The organism is Streptomyces sp. LUP30, assembly GCF_001746365.1.
Classification (GTDB): domain Bacteria; phylum Actinomycetota; class Actinomycetes; order Streptomycetales; family Streptomycetaceae; genus Streptomyces.
Genome location: NZ_MJAJ01000025.1, coordinates 1 through 20,058, shown reverse-complemented (window position 1 = coordinate 20,058; position 20,058 = coordinate 1). Strand labels below are relative to the sequence as shown.

At 69.4% G+C, this 20,058-nt stretch carries 12 protein-coding genes and 1 pseudogene; 5 read left to right on the top strand and 8 right to left on the bottom strand.

All coding sequences use genetic code 11. The annotated features are described in order from the left end of the window. The first annotated feature begins 36 nt into the window (after positions 1 to 36). Positions 37 to 3,045 (top strand): glycoside hydrolase family 3 N-terminal domain-containing protein, encoded by a 3,009-nt coding sequence (locus tag BG482_RS21295; protein WP_069770665.1) that lies wholly within the window; start codon positions 37 to 39, stop codon positions 3,043 to 3,045. Between the two features lie 198 nt (positions 3,046 to 3,243). Here BG482_RS21295 and BG482_RS21290 read toward each other — a convergent pair whose 3' ends face one another. From BG482_RS21290 to BG482_RS21280, 3 genes are all read right to left on the bottom strand, one after another. After that, complete coding sequence (locus BG482_RS21290) at positions 3,244 to 4,968, bottom strand: acyl-CoA dehydrogenase family protein (RefSeq protein ID WP_069770664.1); 1,725 nt, start codon at positions 4,966 to 4,968, stop codon at positions 3,244 to 3,246. A gap of 109 nt (positions 4,969 to 5,077) precedes the next feature. Then, positions 5,078 to 5,635: a PadR family transcriptional regulator gene (locus tag BG482_RS21285; protein ID WP_069770663.1), complete on the bottom strand. Its 558-nt coding sequence runs from the start codon at positions 5,633 to 5,635 to the stop codon at positions 5,078 to 5,080. 285 nt (positions 5,636 to 5,920) lie between these two features. After that, entirely contained in the window at positions 5,921 to 6,295 is a 375-nt protein-coding gene (locus BG482_RS21280; RefSeq protein WP_069770662.1) for a hypothetical protein, read from the bottom strand. Between the two features lie 371 nt (positions 6,296 to 6,666). On the opposite strand from BG482_RS21280, the gene BG482_RS21275 reads away from it, so the two are divergent. Further along, positions 6,667 to 7,902, top strand: a complete 1,236-nt coding sequence (locus BG482_RS21275) for a hypothetical protein (RefSeq protein ID WP_256096426.1) — start codon at positions 6,667 to 6,669, stop codon at positions 7,900 to 7,902. 134 nt (positions 7,903 to 8,036) lie between these two features. On the opposite strand, the gene BG482_RS21270 is transcribed toward BG482_RS21275, so the two are convergent. From BG482_RS21270 to BG482_RS21255, 4 genes are all read right to left on the bottom strand, one after another. After that, complete coding sequence (locus BG482_RS21270) at positions 8,037 to 10,634, bottom strand: SpoIIE family protein phosphatase (protein ID WP_176741436.1); 2,598 nt, start codon at positions 10,632 to 10,634, stop codon at positions 8,037 to 8,039. 112 nt (positions 10,635 to 10,746) lie between these two features. Beyond that, positions 10,747 to 12,207, bottom strand: coding sequence for a nitrilase-related carbon-nitrogen hydrolase (locus BG482_RS21265; protein ID WP_069770660.1), 1,461 nt, complete (start codon positions 12,205 to 12,207; stop codon positions 10,747 to 10,749). A gap of 87 nt (positions 12,208 to 12,294) precedes the next feature. Further along, on the bottom strand, positions 12,295 to 12,957 hold the full coding sequence (locus BG482_RS21260; protein WP_069770659.1) for a response regulator transcription factor: 663 nt from the start codon (positions 12,955 to 12,957) through the stop codon (positions 12,295 to 12,297). After that, on the bottom strand, positions 12,951 to 14,039 hold the full coding sequence (locus tag BG482_RS21255; RefSeq protein WP_069770658.1) for a histidine kinase: 1,089 nt from the start codon (positions 14,037 to 14,039) through the stop codon (positions 12,951 to 12,953). Before BG482_RS21255 ends, BG482_RS21260 begins: the two co-directional genes overlap by 7 nt. 700 nt (positions 14,040 to 14,739) lie before the next feature. Here BG482_RS21255 and BG482_RS21250 point away from each other — a divergent pair. The 3 genes and pseudogenes from BG482_RS21250 to BG482_RS45320 all read left to right on the top strand — a co-directional run. Then, positions 14,740 to 15,384, top strand: coding sequence for a hypothetical protein (locus tag BG482_RS21250; protein WP_141746648.1), 645 nt, complete (start codon positions 14,740 to 14,742; stop codon positions 15,382 to 15,384). A gap of 740 nt (positions 15,385 to 16,124) precedes the next feature. Further along, positions 16,125 to 18,818 (top strand): RICIN domain-containing protein, encoded by a 2,694-nt coding sequence (locus BG482_RS21245; RefSeq protein ID WP_069770656.1) that lies wholly within the window; start codon positions 16,125 to 16,127, stop codon positions 18,816 to 18,818. Positions 18,819 to 18,935: 117 nt separating this feature from the next. Further along, a pseudogene (locus BG482_RS45320) lies at positions 18,936 to 19,031 on the top strand (keto-deoxy-phosphogluconate aldolase); the annotation flags it as partial. Between the two features lie 375 nt (positions 19,032 to 19,406). On the opposite strand, the gene BG482_RS21240 reads toward BG482_RS45320, so the two are convergent. Then, positions 19,407 to 20,058, bottom strand: a 652-nt coding sequence (locus BG482_RS21240; RefSeq protein WP_141746647.1) for an aldo/keto reductase, incomplete at its 5' end; no start/stop codon positions are given.

The following is a 20,058-nucleotide window of genomic DNA, read 5'->3' as shown; positions in this document are numbered from 1 at the left end:
AGTGCTGAGTGAACCCCGTGAGCCGAGGGAAGGTCCATGCCGAGAACCGCTCTGCTCCTCTCCACCGCCCTGCTCGCCGTCGTGCTGTCGCCGACGGCGTCCCAGGCCGCCGACGACCCCGCGCCGGTCCCCGTCGACCGCTTCGAGGGCGAGGTCCCCTTCGCCTCCCAGCCGGCCGAGGGCATCTTCACCTGGGGCGGCGACAGCGACGATCCGCCCGCCCTGCAACTGACCGCCCGCGCCGACGCCCCCGAGGGCCAGAAGGTGCTCACCGGCGCCTACGACATCAGCGGCTACGGCGGCTTCACGCACGACTTCGCGGCCGACCGGCCCGCCCACGACTGGTCCGCCCGCCGCGGCGTCCGCTTCTGGTGGGAGGGCCAGGACTCCGGCAAGAAGGTCCCCTTCGAGATCAAGGACGGCGGCGCGAACGGCGAGGCCTCCGAGCTGTGGACGACCTCCTTCACCGACGACTTCAGCGGCTGGAAGCAGATCGAGCTCCCCTTCACCGACTTCGCCTACCGCACGGACTACCAGCCCGTCGGCGGCATCGACCATGTCCTCGGGCTCACCCAGATGTGGGGGTACGCGCTCACCCTCCCCGTCGGCGTCAAGGGCCGCTTCGCCATGGACGACGTCGAGCTGTACGGCAGCGCCGACCAGGCGCTGCGGGCGAGCGTGACGACCGACGCCGCCGTCTACCCGGTACGGGAGGGCGGCACGGCCGCCGTCGCGGTCACCCTCGCCACCACCGGGTCCGCCCCCCTCGACGGACCGGTGACCGTCGCGTACACGACCAACGGCGGCACCGCCGATCCCGGCCGGGACTACACGCCGGTCACCGGAACGCTCACCTTCCCGGCCGGAACGGCCTCGGGGGCGACGCGGACCGTCAAGGTCCGCACGCTCCGGGACAAGGCCGGTGAGCCCGCCGAGACCATCCCGCTGAAGCTCACGGTCACCGGCGCCAAGGCCCCCGCCGAGACACCGCAGGTGGTCATCGACGCAGGTGGACTGCCTTATCTGGACCGCAAGTCGCCGGTCCGCAAGCGGGTGGCCGACCTGCTGTCCCGCATGTCCCTCGAGGAGAAGGCCGGGCAGATGACCCAGGCCGAGCGCGGAGCTGTGGGCGAGGGGGCCGACGTCGCCGCGTACGAGCTCGGTTCGCTGCTCTCCGGAGGGGGTTCCACACCCACGCCCAACACCCCCCAGGCCTGGGCGAAGATGATCGACGGCTTCCAGCTCCGGACCCGGGCCACACGGTTCCAGATCCCGCTGATCTACGGCGTCGACGCCGTGCACGGCCACAACAACCTGGTCGGCGCCACGATCATGCCGCACAACATCGGCATCGGCGCGACCCGTGATCCCCGACTCGCGCAACGAACGGGCGAGGTGACGGCAAGTGAGGTCCGCGCCACCGGAGTCCCCTGGGACTTCGCCCCCTGCCTGTGCGTCTCCCGCGACGAGCGCTGGGGCCGCTCCTACGAATCCTTCGGCGAGGACCCGGCACTCGTCCAGTCCATGGAGACCGTCGTCCAGGGGCTGCAAGGCCGCGCCGACGGTCGGGATCTGAAGGACGACGACAAGGTCCTCGCCACCGCCAAGCACTTCGTCGGCGACGGCGGAACCGAGTACGGCTCGTCCACTACGGGGACGTACACCATCGACCAGGGCGTCACCGAGGTCACCCGCCGGCAGCTGGAGGCCGTCCACCTGGCGCCGTTCCGAACGGCCGTGGACCGGGGCATCGGCACCGTGATGCCGTCGTACTCCTCGCTCGACGTCCTCGGCGACGGCCAGGGCCCGGTGAAGATGCACGCCCGCGCCGACATGATCAACGGTGTGCTCAAGGGGCGTATGGGCTTCGACGGGTTCGTCATCAGCGACTGGAACGCCATCGACCAGCTCCCCGGCGACTATCCGGCCCGCGTCCGCACGGCGGTCGACGCGGGCGTCGACATGATGATGGTGCCGTACGGCTACAAGGACTTCACCTCGACCCTGATCGACGAGGTGAACGCGGGACGGGTGAGCGGCAGGCGGATCGACGACGCCGTCTCGCGCATCCTCACCCAGAAGTTCCGGCTGGGTCTGTTCGAGCACCCGTACGCGCAGACGCGCAACGCCTCCGAGATCGGCGGCGCCGCGCACCGGGCCGTCGCCCGTCAGGCGGCCGCCGAGTCACAGGTGCTGCTGAAGAACAGCGGCGGGCTGCTCCCGCTGCGGACATCGCAGAAGGTCTACGTCGCCGGGTCCAACGCCGACGACCTCGGCAACCAGACCGGCGGCTGGACGGTCACCTGGCAGGGCGCCTCCGGCGCCCACACCCAGGGGACCACCATCCTCGACGCGATGCGCAAGGACGGGAACGTCACCTACTCCAAGGACGCCTCCGCGCCCATGACCGGCTACGACGTCGGCGTGGTCGTCGTCGGCGAGACTCCGTACGCGGAGGGCGTCGGGGACGTCGGCAACGGGCACTCCCTCCAGCTGTCGGCCGCCGACCGGGCCGCCGTCGACAGGGTGTGCGCGGCCATGAAGTGCGCGGTGTTGATCGTCTCCGGACGTCCCCAGCTGATCGGCGACCGGCTCGGGGCCATCGACGCCCTGGTGGCGTCCTGGCTGCCGGGCACGGAGGGCGACGGCGTGGCCGACGTGCTCTACGGGAAGCGGCCCTTCACCGGCCGGCTCCCGGTCACCTGGCCCCGGTCCGAGGCCCAGCTGCCGATCAACGTCGGCGACACGGCGTACGACCCGCAGTTCCCGTACGGCTGGGGTCTGACGACCCTGACCAAGGCGCCGGCGGGCGGCGCGGCCACGCTCCGCGCACTCGGCGTCGCGGCCGCGGCGGCCGAGCGGGCCGGGGCCGACTCCGCGGGCCGCGCGCTGGTGAGCCGGGCCCGGCTGATCGTCCAGCAGAAGGTGGGCACGGATCTCACGGCGGCGGTCGCGACACCGTTCTCCGACGCCGACCACCTCTCGCTCACCGGACGGTACGCAGCGGCCGTCCGGAAACTGAGCGAGGCCTACCGGGCCACCTGAGAACCCGCCGTCCGCGCGGGAGACCGGGCAGACGAGGCTTCGGGCGGCGGGGGCGACTCATGAGGCCCGCCGTGCGGATGCGCGGACCCGAAGCCCACCCGGTCCGTCGCTGACGGGCGCTGCGATCCGTCGGGCGGATCGCAGCCGTCGCCGGTATCTCCGCCGCCCCGCGAGGCGGTCCGAGGCCGGGTCGGGGCCTCAGGGCTTCATCTCGTACGCCCCTGACAGAGCCTCGACGCGTTGCCAGACGCGCTCCGAACGCGCCGCGTCGACGACCGGACGGCGGACCGCGCCGAGCGCCCAGAGCTGCTGCTCCCCGGTCGCGGAGTCCTTGCCGTGCAGCTCGACGGCGTGTGCGGAGAAGTCCCGCACGAGGACGGCGAACAGCTCGTCGAGCACATCGTCGTCGAGGCCCGTGAGGGCGGCCTGCTCCAGGACCAGCTGCCCGTGGACGACGAGCGCGAAGAGCTGCCCGACGGCGAGGAGCAGGTCGAGGTCCCGGCTCTGCTCCTTGTCCGGCGCGGCCTTGAGCACGAAGTCGCAGAGCGCGTCGGCCTGCTCCCGGAACCGGGCCACGTTGGACAGGTGGGCGTACGCGTCGAAGGCCGGCCGCCAGTCGTGAAAACGCACCGACCCGAGGCCGCGGGCCGGGCCTTGGCGGAAGAGGAACTCGTCGTCGGCCGCGTCGAGGCGGGTGGCGACGGGCTCGTAGGGGACCGGGTCGAGGAGGTGGTTGCGCATGAACTTGAGGATCAGCGCCAGGTTGACGTGGACGGTGCCCTCCAGCTTCGGCAGGCCGCGGATCTCGACGGCGGCCTGGGCGAAGTAGTTGTCCTTCTCGAAGCCCTTGGCGGCGATGACGTCCCACATCAGGTCGATGACCTTCTCGCCCTCGGTGGTCACCTTCATCTTGGTCATCGGGTTGAAGAGGAGGTAGCGGCGGTCGTCGGGGCCCGCGGTGCGGAAGTAGTCGACGGCGCGGTCGCTGAACAGCTTCATGCCGACGAGCCGGACGTAGGCGTCGGTCAACTCCCGCCGCACGTGCGGGAAGGCGGTGACCGGACGGCCGTAGAGGATGCGGTTCTGCGCGTGGGTGACGGCCTCGTACATCGCGTGTTCGCAGATGCCGATCGAGGCCGTGCACAGGTTGAACTTGCCGACGTTGACCGTGTTGAGGGCGGCGTCGAACGCGGCGCGGCCGGTGTGCAGCACGTCCTCCGGGCCTACGGGGTAGCCCTCCAGGCGGAACTCGCTGACGTACTTCGACGAGTCGACGACGTTCTTGACCACGTGGTACGCCGCATGGCGGCTGTCAGCGGCGAAGAAGACGTATCCGTCGGGTCCTTCCACGTCGGTGCGCCGGCCGAAGACGGAGACGAGTCCGGCGGCGTTGCCGTTGCCGATGTAGTACTTGGAGCCGGTGGCCCGGAAGCCGCCCGCGCCGTCGGGCTCCAGAAGCATGTCGGTGGAGTAGATGTCGGCGCCGTGGGCCTTCTCGGACAGGCCGAAGGCGAACACCTCACCCTGGGCGAGCAGTTCCGCCGCGCGGGCGCGGGCGGCGGGGTTCTCGCTCTGCCAGACCGGGCCGAGGCCGAGGATGGTGACCTGCCACGCGTACCAGTAGTCCAGGCCGTAGAAGCCGAGGATCTCGTTGAGGGCGGCTATGCGCGCGGTGTCCCAGCGCTTTTCGTCCTCGCCCGGTCCGGCGGCGGAAGAGATCGTGAGGAACGTCGCGAAGAGGCCCTCCTCGGCGGCGAAGGCGAGGAAGTCGCCGAGCCAGGCGCGGGTCCGGTAGTCCTCGATCAGCCGGCGCTTGCCCCGTTCCTCGAACCAGTCGACGGTGGCGCGCAGCAACCTGCGGGTCTCCGGGTCGAAGTGGGCGGGGTCGTACGTCCGCGGGTTGAAGAGCAGCGTGTCGGCCATGGGTGCCGCCTTTCGGCTGAGGAAGGAGGAAGGGGGAAAGTGACGGACAGAAGGACGAGTACAGGTAGGGGTAGAAGTACGGGTATGGGTACGGGCCCTGCTCGGCCGGTCAGCGACCGGCGTCGAAGCCGGCGAGTGTGGCGAGGACGTCGTCGAGCCAAGCGATCATCATCCGCTCGTACGCCATGCCGCCGCGCAGCACGACGTGCTGGAGCTCCCGCTCGGCGTCGAGGGGACCGCCTGCCGCGGGCTCCCCGAAGTCACGGGCCTCGCCCGCGAGGTAGTGGGCCAGGCGGTCCGTGTGCGCCTGACGGTGCCGCTCGACCTCACCGATCAGGGCGGCCGGATCACCGAAGGCGGCGCCCCGGACCTTCACCGCCAGGTCGTGCCGCACGCTCTCGGGCTCGGTCGCTTCCTGGAGCCACGCGCAGAGCGCTTCCCGCCCCGGCCCGGCGACCGTGTACTCCTTCTTGTCCGGTCGCCCGGACTGCGGGACGTCCCGGACGTCGACCCAGCCATCGCTCGTCATGCGTTTGAGCACGCGGTAGATCTGCTGGTGGGTGGCGGTCCAGAAGTACCCGATGGACCGCTCGAACCGCCGGGCCAGCTCGTAGCCGGAGCCCGGCTTCTCCAGCAGGGAAACGAGGATCGCGTGCTCGAGCGCCATGCGCACGATCTTCCTATGCACCTCGTTGCATAACAACGTCGCAGCCGTGAGACACGGCTCACCCGAGGCGGGTCGCGCGGGTCACCGCGGACGGCGGCATTTCCGGGGCCGGTCGGCAACCCGGCCGCGCGAGCCCAGCCGCGGCGCCTCGCCGGCAAACGGGTCGGCTGCGGTCTTCGCGGGGGCAGCAAACGGCGCGGTAACTGCCCAGCCAGGCGGGTCGAGTTACCCGGGAGGCTCACGCGCCTCCCGTGCGCGCCCGGTTCGGCCGGGATCCGCTCGCTCTCACACCGCGGGGTCGATGTCGATGCAGTCGAAAGTGGTGAATCCGGTGCCGCTGTCGTCGGCGAGAGTCACCGTCAGCCGGTAGGCCCCTGCGGCGAAAGGCCCTACGGTCGGATTCTGGAGCGGACCGGCCTGGCCGGGTCCCAGTGCCGGCTCATCGAAGCTCTCATCGAAGACCACCGGGTGCTCCGCGTCGTCCGTCCCCGGACAGCCTTCCGGAATGCTCGTGATCACCAGCCGGTCGGTGAAGGCCGCCACATCGACGTCGCTCGCGTTGACCGCGCTCCACTGAACCTCGAATGAATCGGTTTCTCTGATCTCCGTCGCACTGGGAACGATGGGATGTTCGGAATCGGCGAAGAAGATGCTGGCCATGGGTCGATCCTCTCGGTGGTCGCCGCTCCCTCCAGTCTGAGTGATGCGGGTGGTTTGGCAACTGCAAGACCTGCTTGCCCGGCGCACCCACCGCACGTCAAGGGCACTGCTCGCAGATGGAGTTCATGGAGCTCGACGAACAGCCCGAAGAGGAACCGGGTTTCAACCAGCCTCGAAGGCCCATGAATTGCAGGCGGGGTCGATCCGACTGGTAGCACCTCCGCGACGATGCTTCCATGAAGAGTGAGCTCGTCTTCCCACCGGCCGTCCACACCTGGGAGGCCCCCATGCCGGCCAGTGTCTCCATGCTGGACGAAGCGGGGCATGGGACTCGGGGTTGACCTCGAAGAGGAGCGTTGCTGGAGGTCGGGATGGCCAACGGGAAAGAGTTCAACGGTTCCGAACGCCCGACGAAGGCCAGGGGAAGCCTCTCCGTCCTCGTTCTCGTGTGGATCGCCTCGCTCTTTCTCGTGCGTGCCTCCGCACCCGACTCGTCGAAGCACGATCACCCGTACCAGCCGACCAGGCGTAAGAACGTCGTCCAGTTCCCTGAGTCACCCAAAATCCTGTTCAGGACGCACAGGACGGCTTGGCGCGAGCGAGCTGCCGCACGCATCCTCTATCTGGAACAGCAAGCAGACCGTGAAAGGTGCCGAGCGGTAAAAAGCCCAGCCGAGCAGTGTCAACGGGAGGAAACGCTGGAGGGGATCTCGCGGCAGCTCGAAGAGGCGGGCAATGCCATCACCGCACGGAGGCGTCTCTTCTCCGGAGCCGCGGCCCTGGAAAGGACCTGGGCCAATGTGCGCGCGACCGACGTGATGCTACTGACGCTGTGTGCGGAAGAAGACCTGAGGAGCCGAAGCACTGACGTCCTGAGCCACGTCCAGCAGCATCTTCGGCCGGGCAACCCGCTTCGGGTGAGGACGGAGGCGGTCGAGGAGCGCCTGGAGAAGAAAAAGCCCCGACCGGAGGACCGCGAGCTCCTCGTTCTCGCTCTGAGTGCCTCGTACGACGCGCTGGACGCTGAATTCAGCAGAGTGCGCAGCCTCAGCGTCATTCTGCGGATCGCCACCTTCTTCGTTCTTCTCGGCGCCGGTGGACTCGCGGTCTGGGGGTGGTCCTGTCCCCATTCCCTCAACATGTGTTTCATCCCCAAGAGCGGGGGCCCCATTGCCTGCCCCTCCGGAGAGGTTGTGCAAGCGCACCATGTTCCGAGTCGTTACGCCCAGCCCGACGACGTTCTCGTGATCGAGGCGGCAGGGCTGGCCGGTGCCGCGCTCACGGTCATTGCTTCCCTGCGCCGAATTCAGGGAACCAGTACTCCTTACATGTTGCCGCTTTCGGCAGCTCTGCTGAAATTTCCGACCGGCGCTCTGACGGCTTTCATCGGGGTGCTGCTCATCAAGGGGGCGTTCATTCCCGGCCTGAGCGCTCTGGATTCCAGTTCGCAGATCATGGCCTGGGCCGTCATTTTCGGCGCTGCGCAGCATCTTGTGACCCGCTTCGTCGACGCCCGGGCCCGCGAGACCCTGTCGGACGTGGGCCGCGCGCCCACCGATCCCGAACCGGCCGCCCCCGGGACCGGACCACGCTCCGCAAGGAACTGAACAAGCGGCTGTCCCGACATTGCCGGGGCCGCACCGGAAAGTCTCGTTCCGCGGTCGGGGCGTGCGAGGGGCGTGCGATGTGCGCGGGCCCGGCTGCCCCACCGTCAGGACCGAGGGCGAAACTGCGGGGCGTCTCAGGGTTTCGGCAGCGCCTGCTCGGCCCAGATGACCTTGCCCTGGGGCGTGTAGCGGGTTCCCCAGCGCTCGGTCAACTGCGACACCAGGAAAAGGCCGCGGCCGCCTTCGTCGGTCGTCGCGGCGTACCGCAGGTGGGGCGAGGTACTGCTGCCGTCCGTCACTTCGCAGATCAGTGTGCGGTCGTGGATCAGCCGCAGGTGTATCGGCTCGCAGCCGTAGCGGACAGCGTTGGTGACGAGCTCGCTCAGCACCAGTTCCGTGCTGAAGGCCAGTTCGGACAGGCCCCATTCGTCGAGCTTGCCGGTCGCCGTGGCGCGTACCGAGCCGACGGCGGCCGGATCGGGTGGCACGTCCCACTCGGCGATGCGGTCCGACGGCAGCGCATGGGTACGGGCGATGAGCAGAGCCACGTCATCGGTGGGGTGGTGGGGCAGCAGTGACCCCAGTACGGCCTGACAGCTCTCCTCCGGCGCACGCTCAGGGTGACCGGCCAGGGCTTTGCGCAGGAGTTCCATCCCTTCGTCGAGGTCGCGGGTCCGGTCCTCGATGAGACCGTCGGTGTACAGGGCGAGCTGGGAGCCTTCGGCTATGTCCAGCTCAGCGGTCTGGAAGGGCATGCCACCGAGCCCCAGCGGCGGACCCGGCGGCAGGTCGGGAAAGGTGACGTTCCCGTCCGGATCGGCCAATGCCGGAGCCAGGTGCCCCGCACGTGCCATGGTGCAGCGCAGCGTCGTGGGGTCGTAGATCGCGTACAGGCAGGTGGCGCCCACGACGGCGGCGGGATCGTCGGTGCGCGCCTCGTCCTGGTCGATACGCCCCACCAGGTCGTCCAGGTGACTGAGCAGTTCGTCGGGCGGCAGATCGAGCGTGGAGAAGTTGTGGACCGCGGTCCGCAGCCGTCCCATGGTCGCAGCGGCGTGCAGACCGTGGCCGACCACGTCGCCGACGACCAGCGCCACACGGCTCCCCGGCAGGGGGATCACGTCGAACCAGTCCCCGCTCACACCCGACTGGGCCGGCAGGTACCGGTAGCCGACGTCGAGGGCGCTCTGCTCAGGCAGGCCTTGCGGGAGCAGGCTGCGCTGGAGGGTGACCGCGAGGGCGTGCTCGCGTGTGTAGCGACGGGCGTTGTCGATGCTGACCGCGGCACGAGCAACCAGTTCCTCCGCCAGCGAGAGCTCCTCCTGGTCGAAGGCGTCGTGCTCCTCGGAGCGCCAGAAGTTGACCATGCCCAGCACGACCCCGCGGGCCTGGATCGGAGCCGCTATGAGCGAGTGGATGCCATAGTCCACTATCTGTTCGGTGCGCTCCGGGTCCTGCAGATGCCAGCCCGTCGCAGTGGACAGGTCGGTGACCAGTTCGGAGTGGCCGGTGCCGTAGCCGCGTGCCTGGGGTGTGGAGGGAAGGAAGTCGATCAGCCGGTCCTTCTCGTAGAGCGGTTGATCGTCGCGGATGCCGCATACGGCGACACGTCGCATGCCCTTTGCCGTGGTGGCGGGCTCCTCCCCGTGCAGTACGGCGTCGGCCAGATCCACGGTGACGAAGTCGGCGAAGCGGGGGACGGCGATCCGGGCGAGTTCGTCGGCCGTCTGGACGACGTCGAGGGTGGTGCCGATGCCCAGTCCGGCGTCGTAGAGCAGCTTCAGCCGCTCACCGGTGATTTCGGCCCTGCCCGACGCGGCCCGCAGTTCCGTGGAATCGCGCAGGGTCACCACGGTGCCCTTGGGGCCCGCACCGTAGCCTGTGGACCTCTGGTTGACCACCAGCAGCCGCGGCCCGGCCAGATGCACCTCGTCACTGGCCTCCCGGCCGGCGCTGAGCAACGACATGATCTCGGGTTCGAGGTGCGACATCTGGGACACGTGCTGTCCCTCTGCCTCCGGGGGCAGCTCCAGGAGTCGTTTGGCCTCGTCGTTCGCCAGCAGCAGCCGCCCCTCGTCGTTGACGATGAGCACCCCTTCGCGCACGGAGTGCAGCACCGCGTCGTGGTGCTCGTACATGCGGTTCATCTCGTTGGGGGCCAGGCTGTGCGTCTGCCGTCGTAGCCGCCGGCTCACCAGCACCGTGGCGGCGGTGGCCGCGACGAGTGCGCCCGCCCCGGCCGTCAGGATGATCGGAATCTGCCGCTCGACCAGGCCGGTCACGTGCTTGACCTTCAGCCCGGCGGAGACGAGGGCGACGACCTGGCCTCGGGCGTTCCGGATGGGCACGGTGGCCTGGACTTCCTGGCCGAGGGGGCCGTGCACGCTTTCGGTGTAGACCCTGCCCGCCAGCGCCGGCTCGATCTTTCCCACGAACCGCTTTCCGATCCGGTCCGGCAGGGGATGGGTGTAGCGGATTCCTTTGGTGTCCATGACGACGACGAAGTCGACGCCCGCGGACTTGCGTCCGGCCTCGGTCTGCGGCTGGAGGATTTTCGACGGGTCGGGCGCTCGCAGCGCGGACAGCACGCCCGGCGAATGCGCGAAAGTCTGGGCGACGGCTATGGATCTTCGTTTGGCCTCGGCGTTGGTCTGCCGTTGCGACTGCAGGACAAGGGCGAAGACGGCGAATGCCACGAGCAGCACCACCAGTGTCACCTGCATGAGGAACATCTGGCCCGCGACGGTTCGGGTGCTCTTCCGCACCAGTGACCGAAGACGCGATATGTGATGATCTCGGGCAAAACGGGCTTCCATTCGGCCTTTCTAGCACTGGTCGCCCCGTCTAGTCACGGGTCTGCCTCGCACGCGCTGTCGCGGACGCCCGTCGCTGCGCCACGTGACCTGGCCTCGAATTCCCCTGAACGCGCCACCGACCGACGGCCACGGGGGCGAGCAGCAGCATGCAGAGCCAGGCGAACCAGTCGCCGAACCGGTCGTAGACGGTGGCGCCCGCCGGGGCGGGAAGGGCAGCCGTGACCGTGGTGAAGCCGTCCTGGCCGGTGACGCGTTCGGCGAGCACCCGACCGTACGGATCGCTGACGGTCAGCCTCCCGGCGCGTGATGTGCGTGCCACGGTCAGGCCGTTCTCCACACCGCGGGTGACGGCCATCCTGCTGTGCAGCCGACCGTCCTCGGTGAAGTCCCACGCGGGCGCGAGGAGGAGGGTGGCGCCGTGGCCGCGGTAGCCGCGGACCAAGGCCGGGAAGTCCAGGTCCTTGCAGATGATGAGGCCGTGGCCGGGGGCGACGAACGCCCACCCGCCGCCGGGCCGCAGGTCCTCCTCGGCTCCCGGGATGAGGTGGTGCTTGAGGTACAGAACCGGCTCGCCGCCGTGCGCGCGGAACCCGAGAGCGGCGTTGTAGGACGTCCCGGCGCGGTCGAGTACCAGCCCGACGACGATGTCCTGGCGCTGCTCGACGGCCAGCCGCTGGATCGGCCCGGCGAGGACCGGCAGCGTCCGCTCGTCCGCGGCGAACGTCTTCTCCGGGAGGACCACCGTGCTCGTCGAGCGGGGCAGAGCGCGGATCCGCGTGACGTAGCGGTCGAGGAGGTGCCTGCCGGCGGTGGTGGCCAGGTCGACGGTGTCGTCGGGGCGGTCGGTGTCCACCAGGGCGACACGGGTGGTGGTGACGGGGTGGGGCTGCCCCAGCCGCCAGGTGCCGTAGCCGAGCGGCAGGGCGAGGACGAGGGCGGCCACCACCAGAACCCGGACCCTGCCCTGCGCCCATGGCGTCGCTGCCACGGCGAGGGCCGCCGGGAGGCCCATCACCAGGAACGTGATCCCCCACGGACCGGTCAGGGAGGCGGTCTGGAGCACCGGCCCCACGTCCGCCTGGGTGTAGGCCAGGCTCAGCCAGGCGCCGTGGGGCAGGGCCAGCGAGAGAAGGTACTCCAGCGCGACCCAGCCGGCAGGAACGGCAGCGGCGGCGGTGAGCGGACGACCGTTCAGCAACAGTCGGCGATATGCCCAGGTCAGCAGGGCGAACACCACCGCCTGGCCGAGTATGACGGAGCCTGCGGCCGGGAGCGGCATTCCGAGGGTGCCGAGGAAGTACGGCCACATCCTGCTCTGCCCGAGGAGCCAGGCGAGCCCCGCGGCACAGCAGGCGACACGCGCACCCACTCGCGGGGCCAGCCGGAGAACCGGCAGGGGTGCGAGCCAGGTGAGCCAGGGCAGCGGGTGCAGGCCGGTGCCGAACAGCAGCAGTACGGCACTGACGAAGGTCGAGACGATGACGGTCATGGGGCGATCGTGTTCCGCGCGGCTGCCCCGGGGCGTCCCTCCCACGAGCGCTTTCCGCCCTCACTCCCGCGAGCCATGGGCTACGGACTACCGGTTCCCCGGTGCGACAAGACCGGACTCGTAGGCGAACACCACCGCCTGGACGCGGTCGCGCAGGCCGAGTTTGGTGAGGACGTGGCTCACGTGCGTCTTGACGGTGTGCTCGGTGACGACCAAATCGACCGCGATCTCCGCGTTCGACAGGCCACGGGCGACGAGCCGTAGCGTCTCGGCCTCCCGGGCGGTGAGCTGCCCCAGCCGGGCCGCAAGACGAGGGGCGACGCCGTGGCTCGGTCGCCTGACCAGGTCCTCCACCAGCCGGCGGGTGACCGCGGGGGCGAGCAGCGAGTCGCCCGCTGCCACTGTCCGGACGGCCCGGGCGAGTTCGTCCCGTCTGATGTCCTTCAGCAGGAACCCGCTGGCCCCCGCCCGCAAGGCGTCGTAGACGTACTCGTCCAGGTCGAACATGGTGAGCACCAGGACCCGGGAAGGCAGCGCCGCACAGATCCGTTCGGTGGCCTCGATCCCGTTCATGATGGGCATCCGCACGTCCATGACCACCACGTCGGGCCGCAGTGCGTGCGCAGCCCGGACCGCGGCGGCGCCGTCGCCCGCCTCGCCGACCACCGTCATGTCGTCCTGACCGTCCAGGATCGCGGCGAACGCCGCTCGGAACAGGTCCTGGTCGTCGGCGACGAGAACGCTCAGCATGCGGCTCGTTCCACCGGAAACCGCGCGAGGACGGTGAACCCCCGCGGTCCCGGCCCGGTGCGCACCGTGCCGCCGCACGTCGTCGCGCGCTCGTGCATCCCGATGATCCCCAGGCCCCCCGGTCGCGGCGTGCCGCCCCGGCCGTCGTCGGCGACCTCGATCTCCAGATCGCCGCCCCAGCGGACCCGTACGGACACGGAACCGGCTGCGGCGTGCTTGCGCACGTTCGTCAGCGCCTCCTGGACGATCCGGTACGCGGCGACACCGACCTCCGGCGGGACCGTGCGCGGCGCACCCTCCACGGTCAGCGTCACCGGAAGTTCAAAGGCCCGCACGAGGTCCCCGAGCGTGGCGAGACCGGGCTGTGGCGCACCCGCCGGGATCTCCCTCAGGACACCGAGCAGCGCACGCAACTGGGTCAGGGTGGCCCGTCCGGTGTCGGCGATGAGGTCGAAGACCTCGGTCCGGGGGTCCCGGGGGTCCGTCGCGTCGGCCTCGCCCCGCCGGGCGAAGGGACCGGCCTCCGCCTGGACGACCATCAGACCGACCGAGTGCGTCACGATGTCGTGCATGTCGCGGGCGATGCGGGCGCGTTCCCGCAGCACCGCCGCGACTCTCTCCTGTTCGAGGCGCCGGGCGCGCTCGGCATGCTCCGCAGCTTGTGAACGGCGTGCGTGTTCGGCTGTGCCCAGCGCGAACGCCGCGAGGAAGGCCGTCCCCATGAGCGGATAGACGTCGGTGTTCTCCTGCGGCAGAGCCAGCGAGAGGTAGACGGCGGCCACCGTGATCGGCAACGACACCAGCCGCACCAGGGGACGGCTCAACGCCGCAACCGTGTACACGCCCACCAGTGGTCCCCACGGCAGCAGCAGCGGCTTCTGCCACAGCACCAGCGCGGTCATCGCCGCACCGACCACCAGGGTGACCGGCACCGGCGCCCGGCACCGCCACAGCACCGGTACGGAAGCGAACAGTGCCGGCAGTACCACCCACCAACGCACGGGTGGAAGCAGCACGGGGACGACCGTGGCCAGGGTAACGGCCAGCGCCACCAGCGGGTCGACGATCCGTGGGCTTCGCATGCCGTTCAGTGTCCTGGCCGACGGGCCCCCGCACCTCACTCGCAAGAGTGAGAAGCGGGCTCCACCGCATCCCGCTCACCGCACCCCGTCGCGCTCGCCGCCCAGCGAACAGACCGTCGGCTCCTGGAACCGGTCCTGACCGCCGTGCCGCCCGGCGCCCGCACCCGGGCCCACCGCCTGACGCCGCCTCCTCCGTCAGTACGGCAGGAGGCGTCCCGACGGCGTCCTGCGGTCGATCTCGTCCCTCGAGGGCGAGGCGGGCCGACGACTCACACGGACATGAATCCGGGCCTGACGATTCATGACGGCCTCCTCGTGATGTGCCTCCGGTGCGTCCGGTCTGGAGTACATGCCCCGCACCCGACTCCTCCACCCCTTTCAACAGGTGGCGGCAGACCTCGGATTCGTCGGCCGGCGATGCGCGGGGGAGCGGAGCCAGGGCAGGGCGAGGATCCCGGACGGCCCGGGGCGCACCTGCGACATTGCCCGCACTCGCCCCCTGGCCGCTCCGAACGGTGTGCCGAGCCGGAGCAGTTGACGACGATCTCCCGTTCCGCCGCATCCACGGCGGGGACGACTCAGTGTTTCCCCCGATGTATCCGGCACCGCGCTTTGCGAGGATGGCGACGCCGTTGGCCGCAGGCCGGTACTGACCGGCGCCGAGGGGAAAGAACATGGGGGCGTAGTGAGGTTCACGGGAATGGGCATTCGTGCGGCGAGCCGGGGGACGGGCACGGTGCTCGTGCTCGTCGCATTGGCCGGGTGCAGCGTCGGCGGTGAGGACGGCAAGGCCACGGCCCAGGCCGCAGGCACGCCGTCGGCGTCCGCCGAGCCGACACACGGGACGGGTGACTACCGTCCGCCGACGGACCTCTGCTCGAACGTCGACTTCGGCCCGCTGACCGCCGCCGTCGCGCCGAGAGCAGGCTCGCCGAAGGGGGAGAAGACCGGCTCGGATCCGGCGACCGCCAGCGGCGCGGCCTGCCTGCAGGGCTTCAAGACGGCCGGGGCCAAGACGGACGGCCGTTCCATCGTCTACTGCTCCGCATGGAAGAACGTGGCAATCGCGATCAAGCAGCACTCATACCGGCTGTCCTCCGCGCGGCGTGAGGCCAAGGGACCGGTGGTGCTGGAACCGGGATTGGGCCGCGCGGCGTTTCGCTACGAGAACGTCAAGGACTCCGCGCCGTTCGCCACCGACCTCCGGCTGATGGTCCGGGACAGCAACCTGGAATGCGAGGTGCAGGTGCAGAGCCTGAATCTCCTGACGGATCAGCAGATCAAGGCGGCCTGGCCGGCCATGGCGCAGACCGCCCGGGCGCTGCTGCCCAAGCTTCGCCCCTGAACTGAGCTGACCTGAACCGACCTGAAGGGCGGCCTGATCATCCGCAGGGCCAGGGCCAGGGCCAGGGCCTGTGCCGGTCGGCCCGCCCTGTTGTGTGACCTCCCAATGTGACGTTGCCAGTTCACGCCTCATAGGTGACAGCAGCAATCGGGCACAGGAGGTCAACATGCCGCGTACATGCAGGAATGAGGCCCCCTTCTCGTCGACGCGTCGGTCATCCAGGGCCGGTACGCCGAACTGCCGGCCTAGGAGCTTCGGCAGACGATGACGGCCTTGGCCGCCGACACGACAGCGCCCTTGCCCGGCTGCTGCGCGACACCGTCCACACCGGCGCGTCCCGCTACGACCCGCCCCGCGCGACCGGTGACCTGGCTGCTCGCCCCTCCGTCGGCCGGCCCTCGAACTTGGCCACGAGCCCGACACCTGGCCTTGCCCCTTCCGTGTGAGGTAGGGATTGGGGACGACGGAAACCCCGAAATGAGTACTACTTATCTAGCGCGAGTGGTCTCGGCGAGTCGACGGTGCGGGCCGCGGTGAACAGTCGAACGTCACGGTGATCTCGCTGCCAGCTGCAGTGATTCGTTACTGCCGGTGGTCAGTGCCCCGTGACCATGATGCGTCCGTAGGTCATCGGTGGTGCACCAGAGGGGAAAATAGGCATGCCTATCATCTTGACCCGGATGCCTTCTTCCTCAATAAATACAACTCATACAGGCGGGACTTGGAGGAGGACACCACAGATGAGACCCCTACGCATCGGCGCGGGGACGGTCAAGGCGCTCGCAGCGGCAGCCGTCGTCTTCACGGCCGTGCTGCCCGCTCAACCCGCCTACGCGGCCACGACGAACTTCTACGTCGACCCCGTCAACGGCAGCGACGGCAACCCGGGAAACAGCACCGCCGCAGCCTTCAGGACCGTACAGGCCGCGCAGACCGCGGTCCGCGCCCGCAACGCGAACATGTCCGACGACATCGTCGTGAACCTGCGCGGAGGCGCCTACCCCCTCACCGCCCCGGTCGTCTTCGGCACCGGCGACTCGGGCACGAACGGCCACACGGTCGTCTACCAGGCGTACAACGGTGAGACGCCCGTGATCACCGGCGGCCAGGCGATCACCGGCTGGACCGCGGCGGCGAACGGCGAGTACAAGGCGCCCGTGGGCGGCCTCACCTTCCGGCAGCTGTACGTCAACGGGGTCCGTGCCACCCGGGCCCGCTTCCCCGACGTCGGCTCGGACTTTCAGCTGCAGGGCAGCGACAACACCAACAAGCTGCTGAAGGTGCTCAGTTCACAGGTCTCCGACTGGGGCCAGCTCGGCAAGGTCGAGATGATGCTGGAAACGCAATGGGGCGAGAGCTATCTGCGGCTGAAGTCGATCACCTCCGGCAACGGCACCGCCAACGTGTCGATCCAGGACCACGAGGCGGGCATCCTCTTCCCGCGGCCATTTCCGGTACTCTCCAACGGCTCTCCCCTTCACTTCGAGAACGCCCACGAGTTCCTCAACGAACCGGGCGAGTTCTACGTCGACACCGCCGCGCAGACCGTCTACTACAAGCCCCGCCCCGGCGAGGACATGTCCACGGCCACCGTGCAGGCGCCCACGCTCAGGACGCTGTTCGACGTCAAGGGCACGAGCCTGGACAGTCCCGTCCATGACCTGCGCTTCTCCGGGATCACCTTCACCCGGACCACGTGGATGGAAGCGACCGACAACGGCTACCTCAACGCCCAGGGCGGCAACTACAACATCTCGGCCGACAGCTCCAACAAGCAGTTCGTGGGTCGTCCGCCGGCCGGGGTCCAGGCCGCGAACGCCGACCGTCTCTCCTTCACCGACAACACCTTCACGCAGATGGGCGCCACCGCCCTCGACCTCCACCACGGCGTGCACGACAGCACCGTGACCGGCAACCTCATCTCCGACATCGCCGGCAACGGGATCACGGTCGGAAAGTTCTCCGATCCGACCGTGGAGTACCACACCGTCTACAACCCGCCCGCCTCTCCGGCCGGTGAAGACGCCCGGGAGGTGGTCAAGAACGTCACCGTCAAGAACAACCTGATCACCCGGATCGGCGAGGACTACCTGGGCACCGCCGGCGTCAACGCGGGCTTCGTCAACAGCACCACCATCGACCACAACGACATATCCGACACTCCGTGGGCCGGCATCTCGCTCGGCTGGGGCTGGCAGTCGGCGGCCAACGCCGAAGGCAACAACAGTGTCAGCTACAACCGCCTCGGCAACGTGATGAACCGGCTCTGCGACTCCGCCGGCATCTACCACCTCTCCAACGACCCCGGCACGGTCATCAACGGCAACTACATCCACGACGTGGTGCGTGGCCCGGCCGCCTGCGGCTCAGCCGTGGCGGGCGTCTACCTGGACGAGGGGTCGGACAACATGACCCTTTCGAACAACGTGCTGTCGCACACCGACGGATTCATCAACCAGAACCGCAACGGCACCCACGTCACGCTCACCGACAACACGACGTCCGGCGACTCGGTCATCAAAGCCTCGGGGTTGGAGCCCGCCTACCAGGGGCTGTCGGCCAGGAACAACCTGGCGCATCACAAGCCGGCGTCCTCCTCCTCGGTGTACGGCTCCGCCTGGGGGGCGGCCAAAGCCGACGACAACGACGGTGCCACCGGCTGGTCACCGACCGGGAGCGACACCTCGGCCTGGTGGCAGGTCGACCTCGGGCAGGCCCACCAGCTCGGACAGTTCTCCCTGACGACTCGTCAGGAACTTGACCAGCCGGCGACCCGCAGCCAGTTCGAGATCCGCGGCTCCAACGACCCGTCGTTCGCCACCTACACCGTGCTGGGGCGCCAGGGCGCCACCACACTGCCTTTCACCTCGACACTGACGGGCGACATCGACGTCCGCCAGAAGTTCCGCTACCTGCGGGTCGCCAAGACCGACGGCGCGTACTTCTTCATCACTGACTTCAGTGTCCAGCAGGCCGGCGGGGCGCTGGAGGACGCGACCAGTACCCCGAACATCGACCCCTCGACGTTCTACACGATCAAGAACGTCAACAGCGGTCAGGTGATGGACGTGTACCAGAGCTCCACCGCCGACAGGGCGAGCGTCGTCCAGTGGCCGAGTACCGGGGGAGCCAACCAGCAGTGGAACATCGTTCCGGTCAGCGGGCAGCTCTACCGGATCGTGAGCAGGAACAGCGGCAAGGTCCTCGACGTCAACGGCTTCAGCCATCGGAGGGGGACCACGCTGCAGCAGTACTCCTTCGCCGGCGGCAACAACCAGCTGTGGTACTTCGAGCCGACCACCGGTGGGTTCGTGATCCGCAACTTCGAGAGCAGGCAGATCCTGGAGGTGGGCAACGGATCGACGGCGAACGGCGCCGCCATCGATCAGTGGATGCCCCTCGATCAGGCAAACCAGGCTTGGACGATCCAGTGACAGGGTGACCCGATGCGGAGCGGCAGTCGGTGGGGCCGGAAGGCGACGGCCTTCCGGCCCCACCGTTCCCGCCCGCTCGCCCTGCCGAAGCCGCCCCTTCGCCGGAGGGGCGGCTTCGGCGTGGCCGCCTACCTGCGGTCGCTCGCCGGACCGCTCCCGCAGGTCCGGTTCTGCCCAGGGGCGACGGGCGGGATCGGCCCGGTAGCCGCGCCACCCGCCCGGTGCGAGCCCCTCAGGGGTGGGCGTCCGAGGTTCCTGCGAAACACGTCGCCGACGCTGCACCCCCGGCCGCCGACCAGGACGCGGGCACGCATGCGGGGACGGTGCCGGCTGCTGTCGCCGACACCGTCCCCGCGGGTCCTTCGTTGGTCTCGGCCCTTCCGCGTCACCCGCGACAGCGCACTGTGGCGGCTGAGCGGGGTGCACGGCTCATGGCCGTGGAGAGGCCGTATGAGTCCACGTCGAGCAGCTCCTCGACGGTGGCCGCCCAGTGGTTGTCGCCCGGCCGGTCAGGGGCCGGGGAGGGGGGAACTCCTTTGGTGCGTGCGATCCCGGTGCGCCGCTCCCGGTCCGTGCGGCGCCGCACGATCAGCCGGTCGGCGGACGTCGGCTTCCGGAGGGGACGTCGGACCTGATCAGCCCTTGGCGCCGGAGGTCGTCCCAGAGAGCCTCGGGGACGGTGCTCCGGTGCAGTTCCACGTTCCGCGTCACCTGGTCGGGGCCGCGCATACCGAGGGTGACGTTGACGACGCTGGGGTGGGTGTGGGGGAAGGCGATGGCGGCGGCGGGGAGGGTGGTGCCGTGTGCCGCGCAGACGTCGGCGATGGCCAGGGCTCGGGTGAGGAGGTGTGGTGGGGCGTCCTGGTAGTCGTATTTCATGCCTTCGGTGGGTCGGTCGCGGGAGAGGAGTCCGGAGTTGAAGACGCCGACGGCGACGACGCTTTTGTCGTGTTCTGCTGCGGCGGGCAGGACGTCGTCGAGTGCGGACTGGTCGAGGAGGGTGTAGCGGCCGGCGAGCATGACGACGTCGGCGGGGGTTTCGCGCAGGAAGCGGGCGAGCATGGCGGACTGGTTCATGCCGGCGCCGATGGCGTCGATGACGCCTTGGTCGCGCAGTGCGGCGAGGGTGGGCATGGCCTCGTCGGCCGCTTGGCGCCAGTGGTCGTCGGGGTCGTGGAGGTAGACGATGTCGAGGCGGTCCAGGCCGGTGCGTTGCAGGGTCGCTTCGATGGAGCGCAGG

Bases quoted from the DNA above. Each gene is read 5' to 3' on its own strand.
- BG482_RS21295 (WP_069770665.1), top strand. From the start codon at position 37: ATGCCGAGAACCGCTCTGCTCCTCTCCACCGCCCTGCTCGCCGTCGTG.
- BG482_RS21290 (WP_069770664.1), bottom strand. From the start codon at position 4,968: ATGGCCGACACGCTGCTCTTCAACCCGCGGACGTACGACCCCGCCCAC.
- BG482_RS21285 (WP_069770663.1), bottom strand. From the start codon at position 5,635: ATGGCGCTCGAGCACGCGATCCTCGTTTCCCTGCTGGAGAAGCCGGGC.
- BG482_RS21280 (WP_069770662.1), bottom strand. From the start codon at position 6,295: ATGGCCAGCATCTTCTTCGCCGATTCCGAACATCCCATCGTTCCCAGT.
- BG482_RS21275 (WP_256096426.1), top strand. From the start codon at position 6,667: ATGGCCAACGGGAAAGAGTTCAACGGTTCCGAACGCCCGACGAAGGCC.
- BG482_RS21270 (WP_176741436.1), bottom strand. From the start codon at position 10,634: ATGTTCCTCATGCAGGTGACACTGGTGGTGCTGCTCGTGGCATTCGCC.
- BG482_RS21265 (WP_069770660.1), bottom strand. From the start codon at position 12,207: ATGACCGTCATCGTCTCGACCTTCGTCAGTGCCGTACTGCTGCTGTTC.
- BG482_RS21260 (WP_069770659.1), bottom strand. From the start codon at position 12,957: ATGCTGAGCGTTCTCGTCGCCGACGACCAGGACCTGTTCCGAGCGGCG.
- BG482_RS21255 (WP_069770658.1), bottom strand. From the start codon at position 14,039: ATGCGAAGCCCACGGATCGTCGACCCGCTGGTGGCGCTGGCCGTTACC.
- BG482_RS21250 (WP_141746648.1), top strand. From the start codon at position 14,740: ATGGGCATTCGTGCGGCGAGCCGGGGGACGGGCACGGTGCTCGTGCTC.
- BG482_RS21245 (WP_069770656.1), top strand. From the start codon at position 16,125: ATGAGACCCCTACGCATCGGCGCGGGGACGGTCAAGGCGCTCGCAGCG.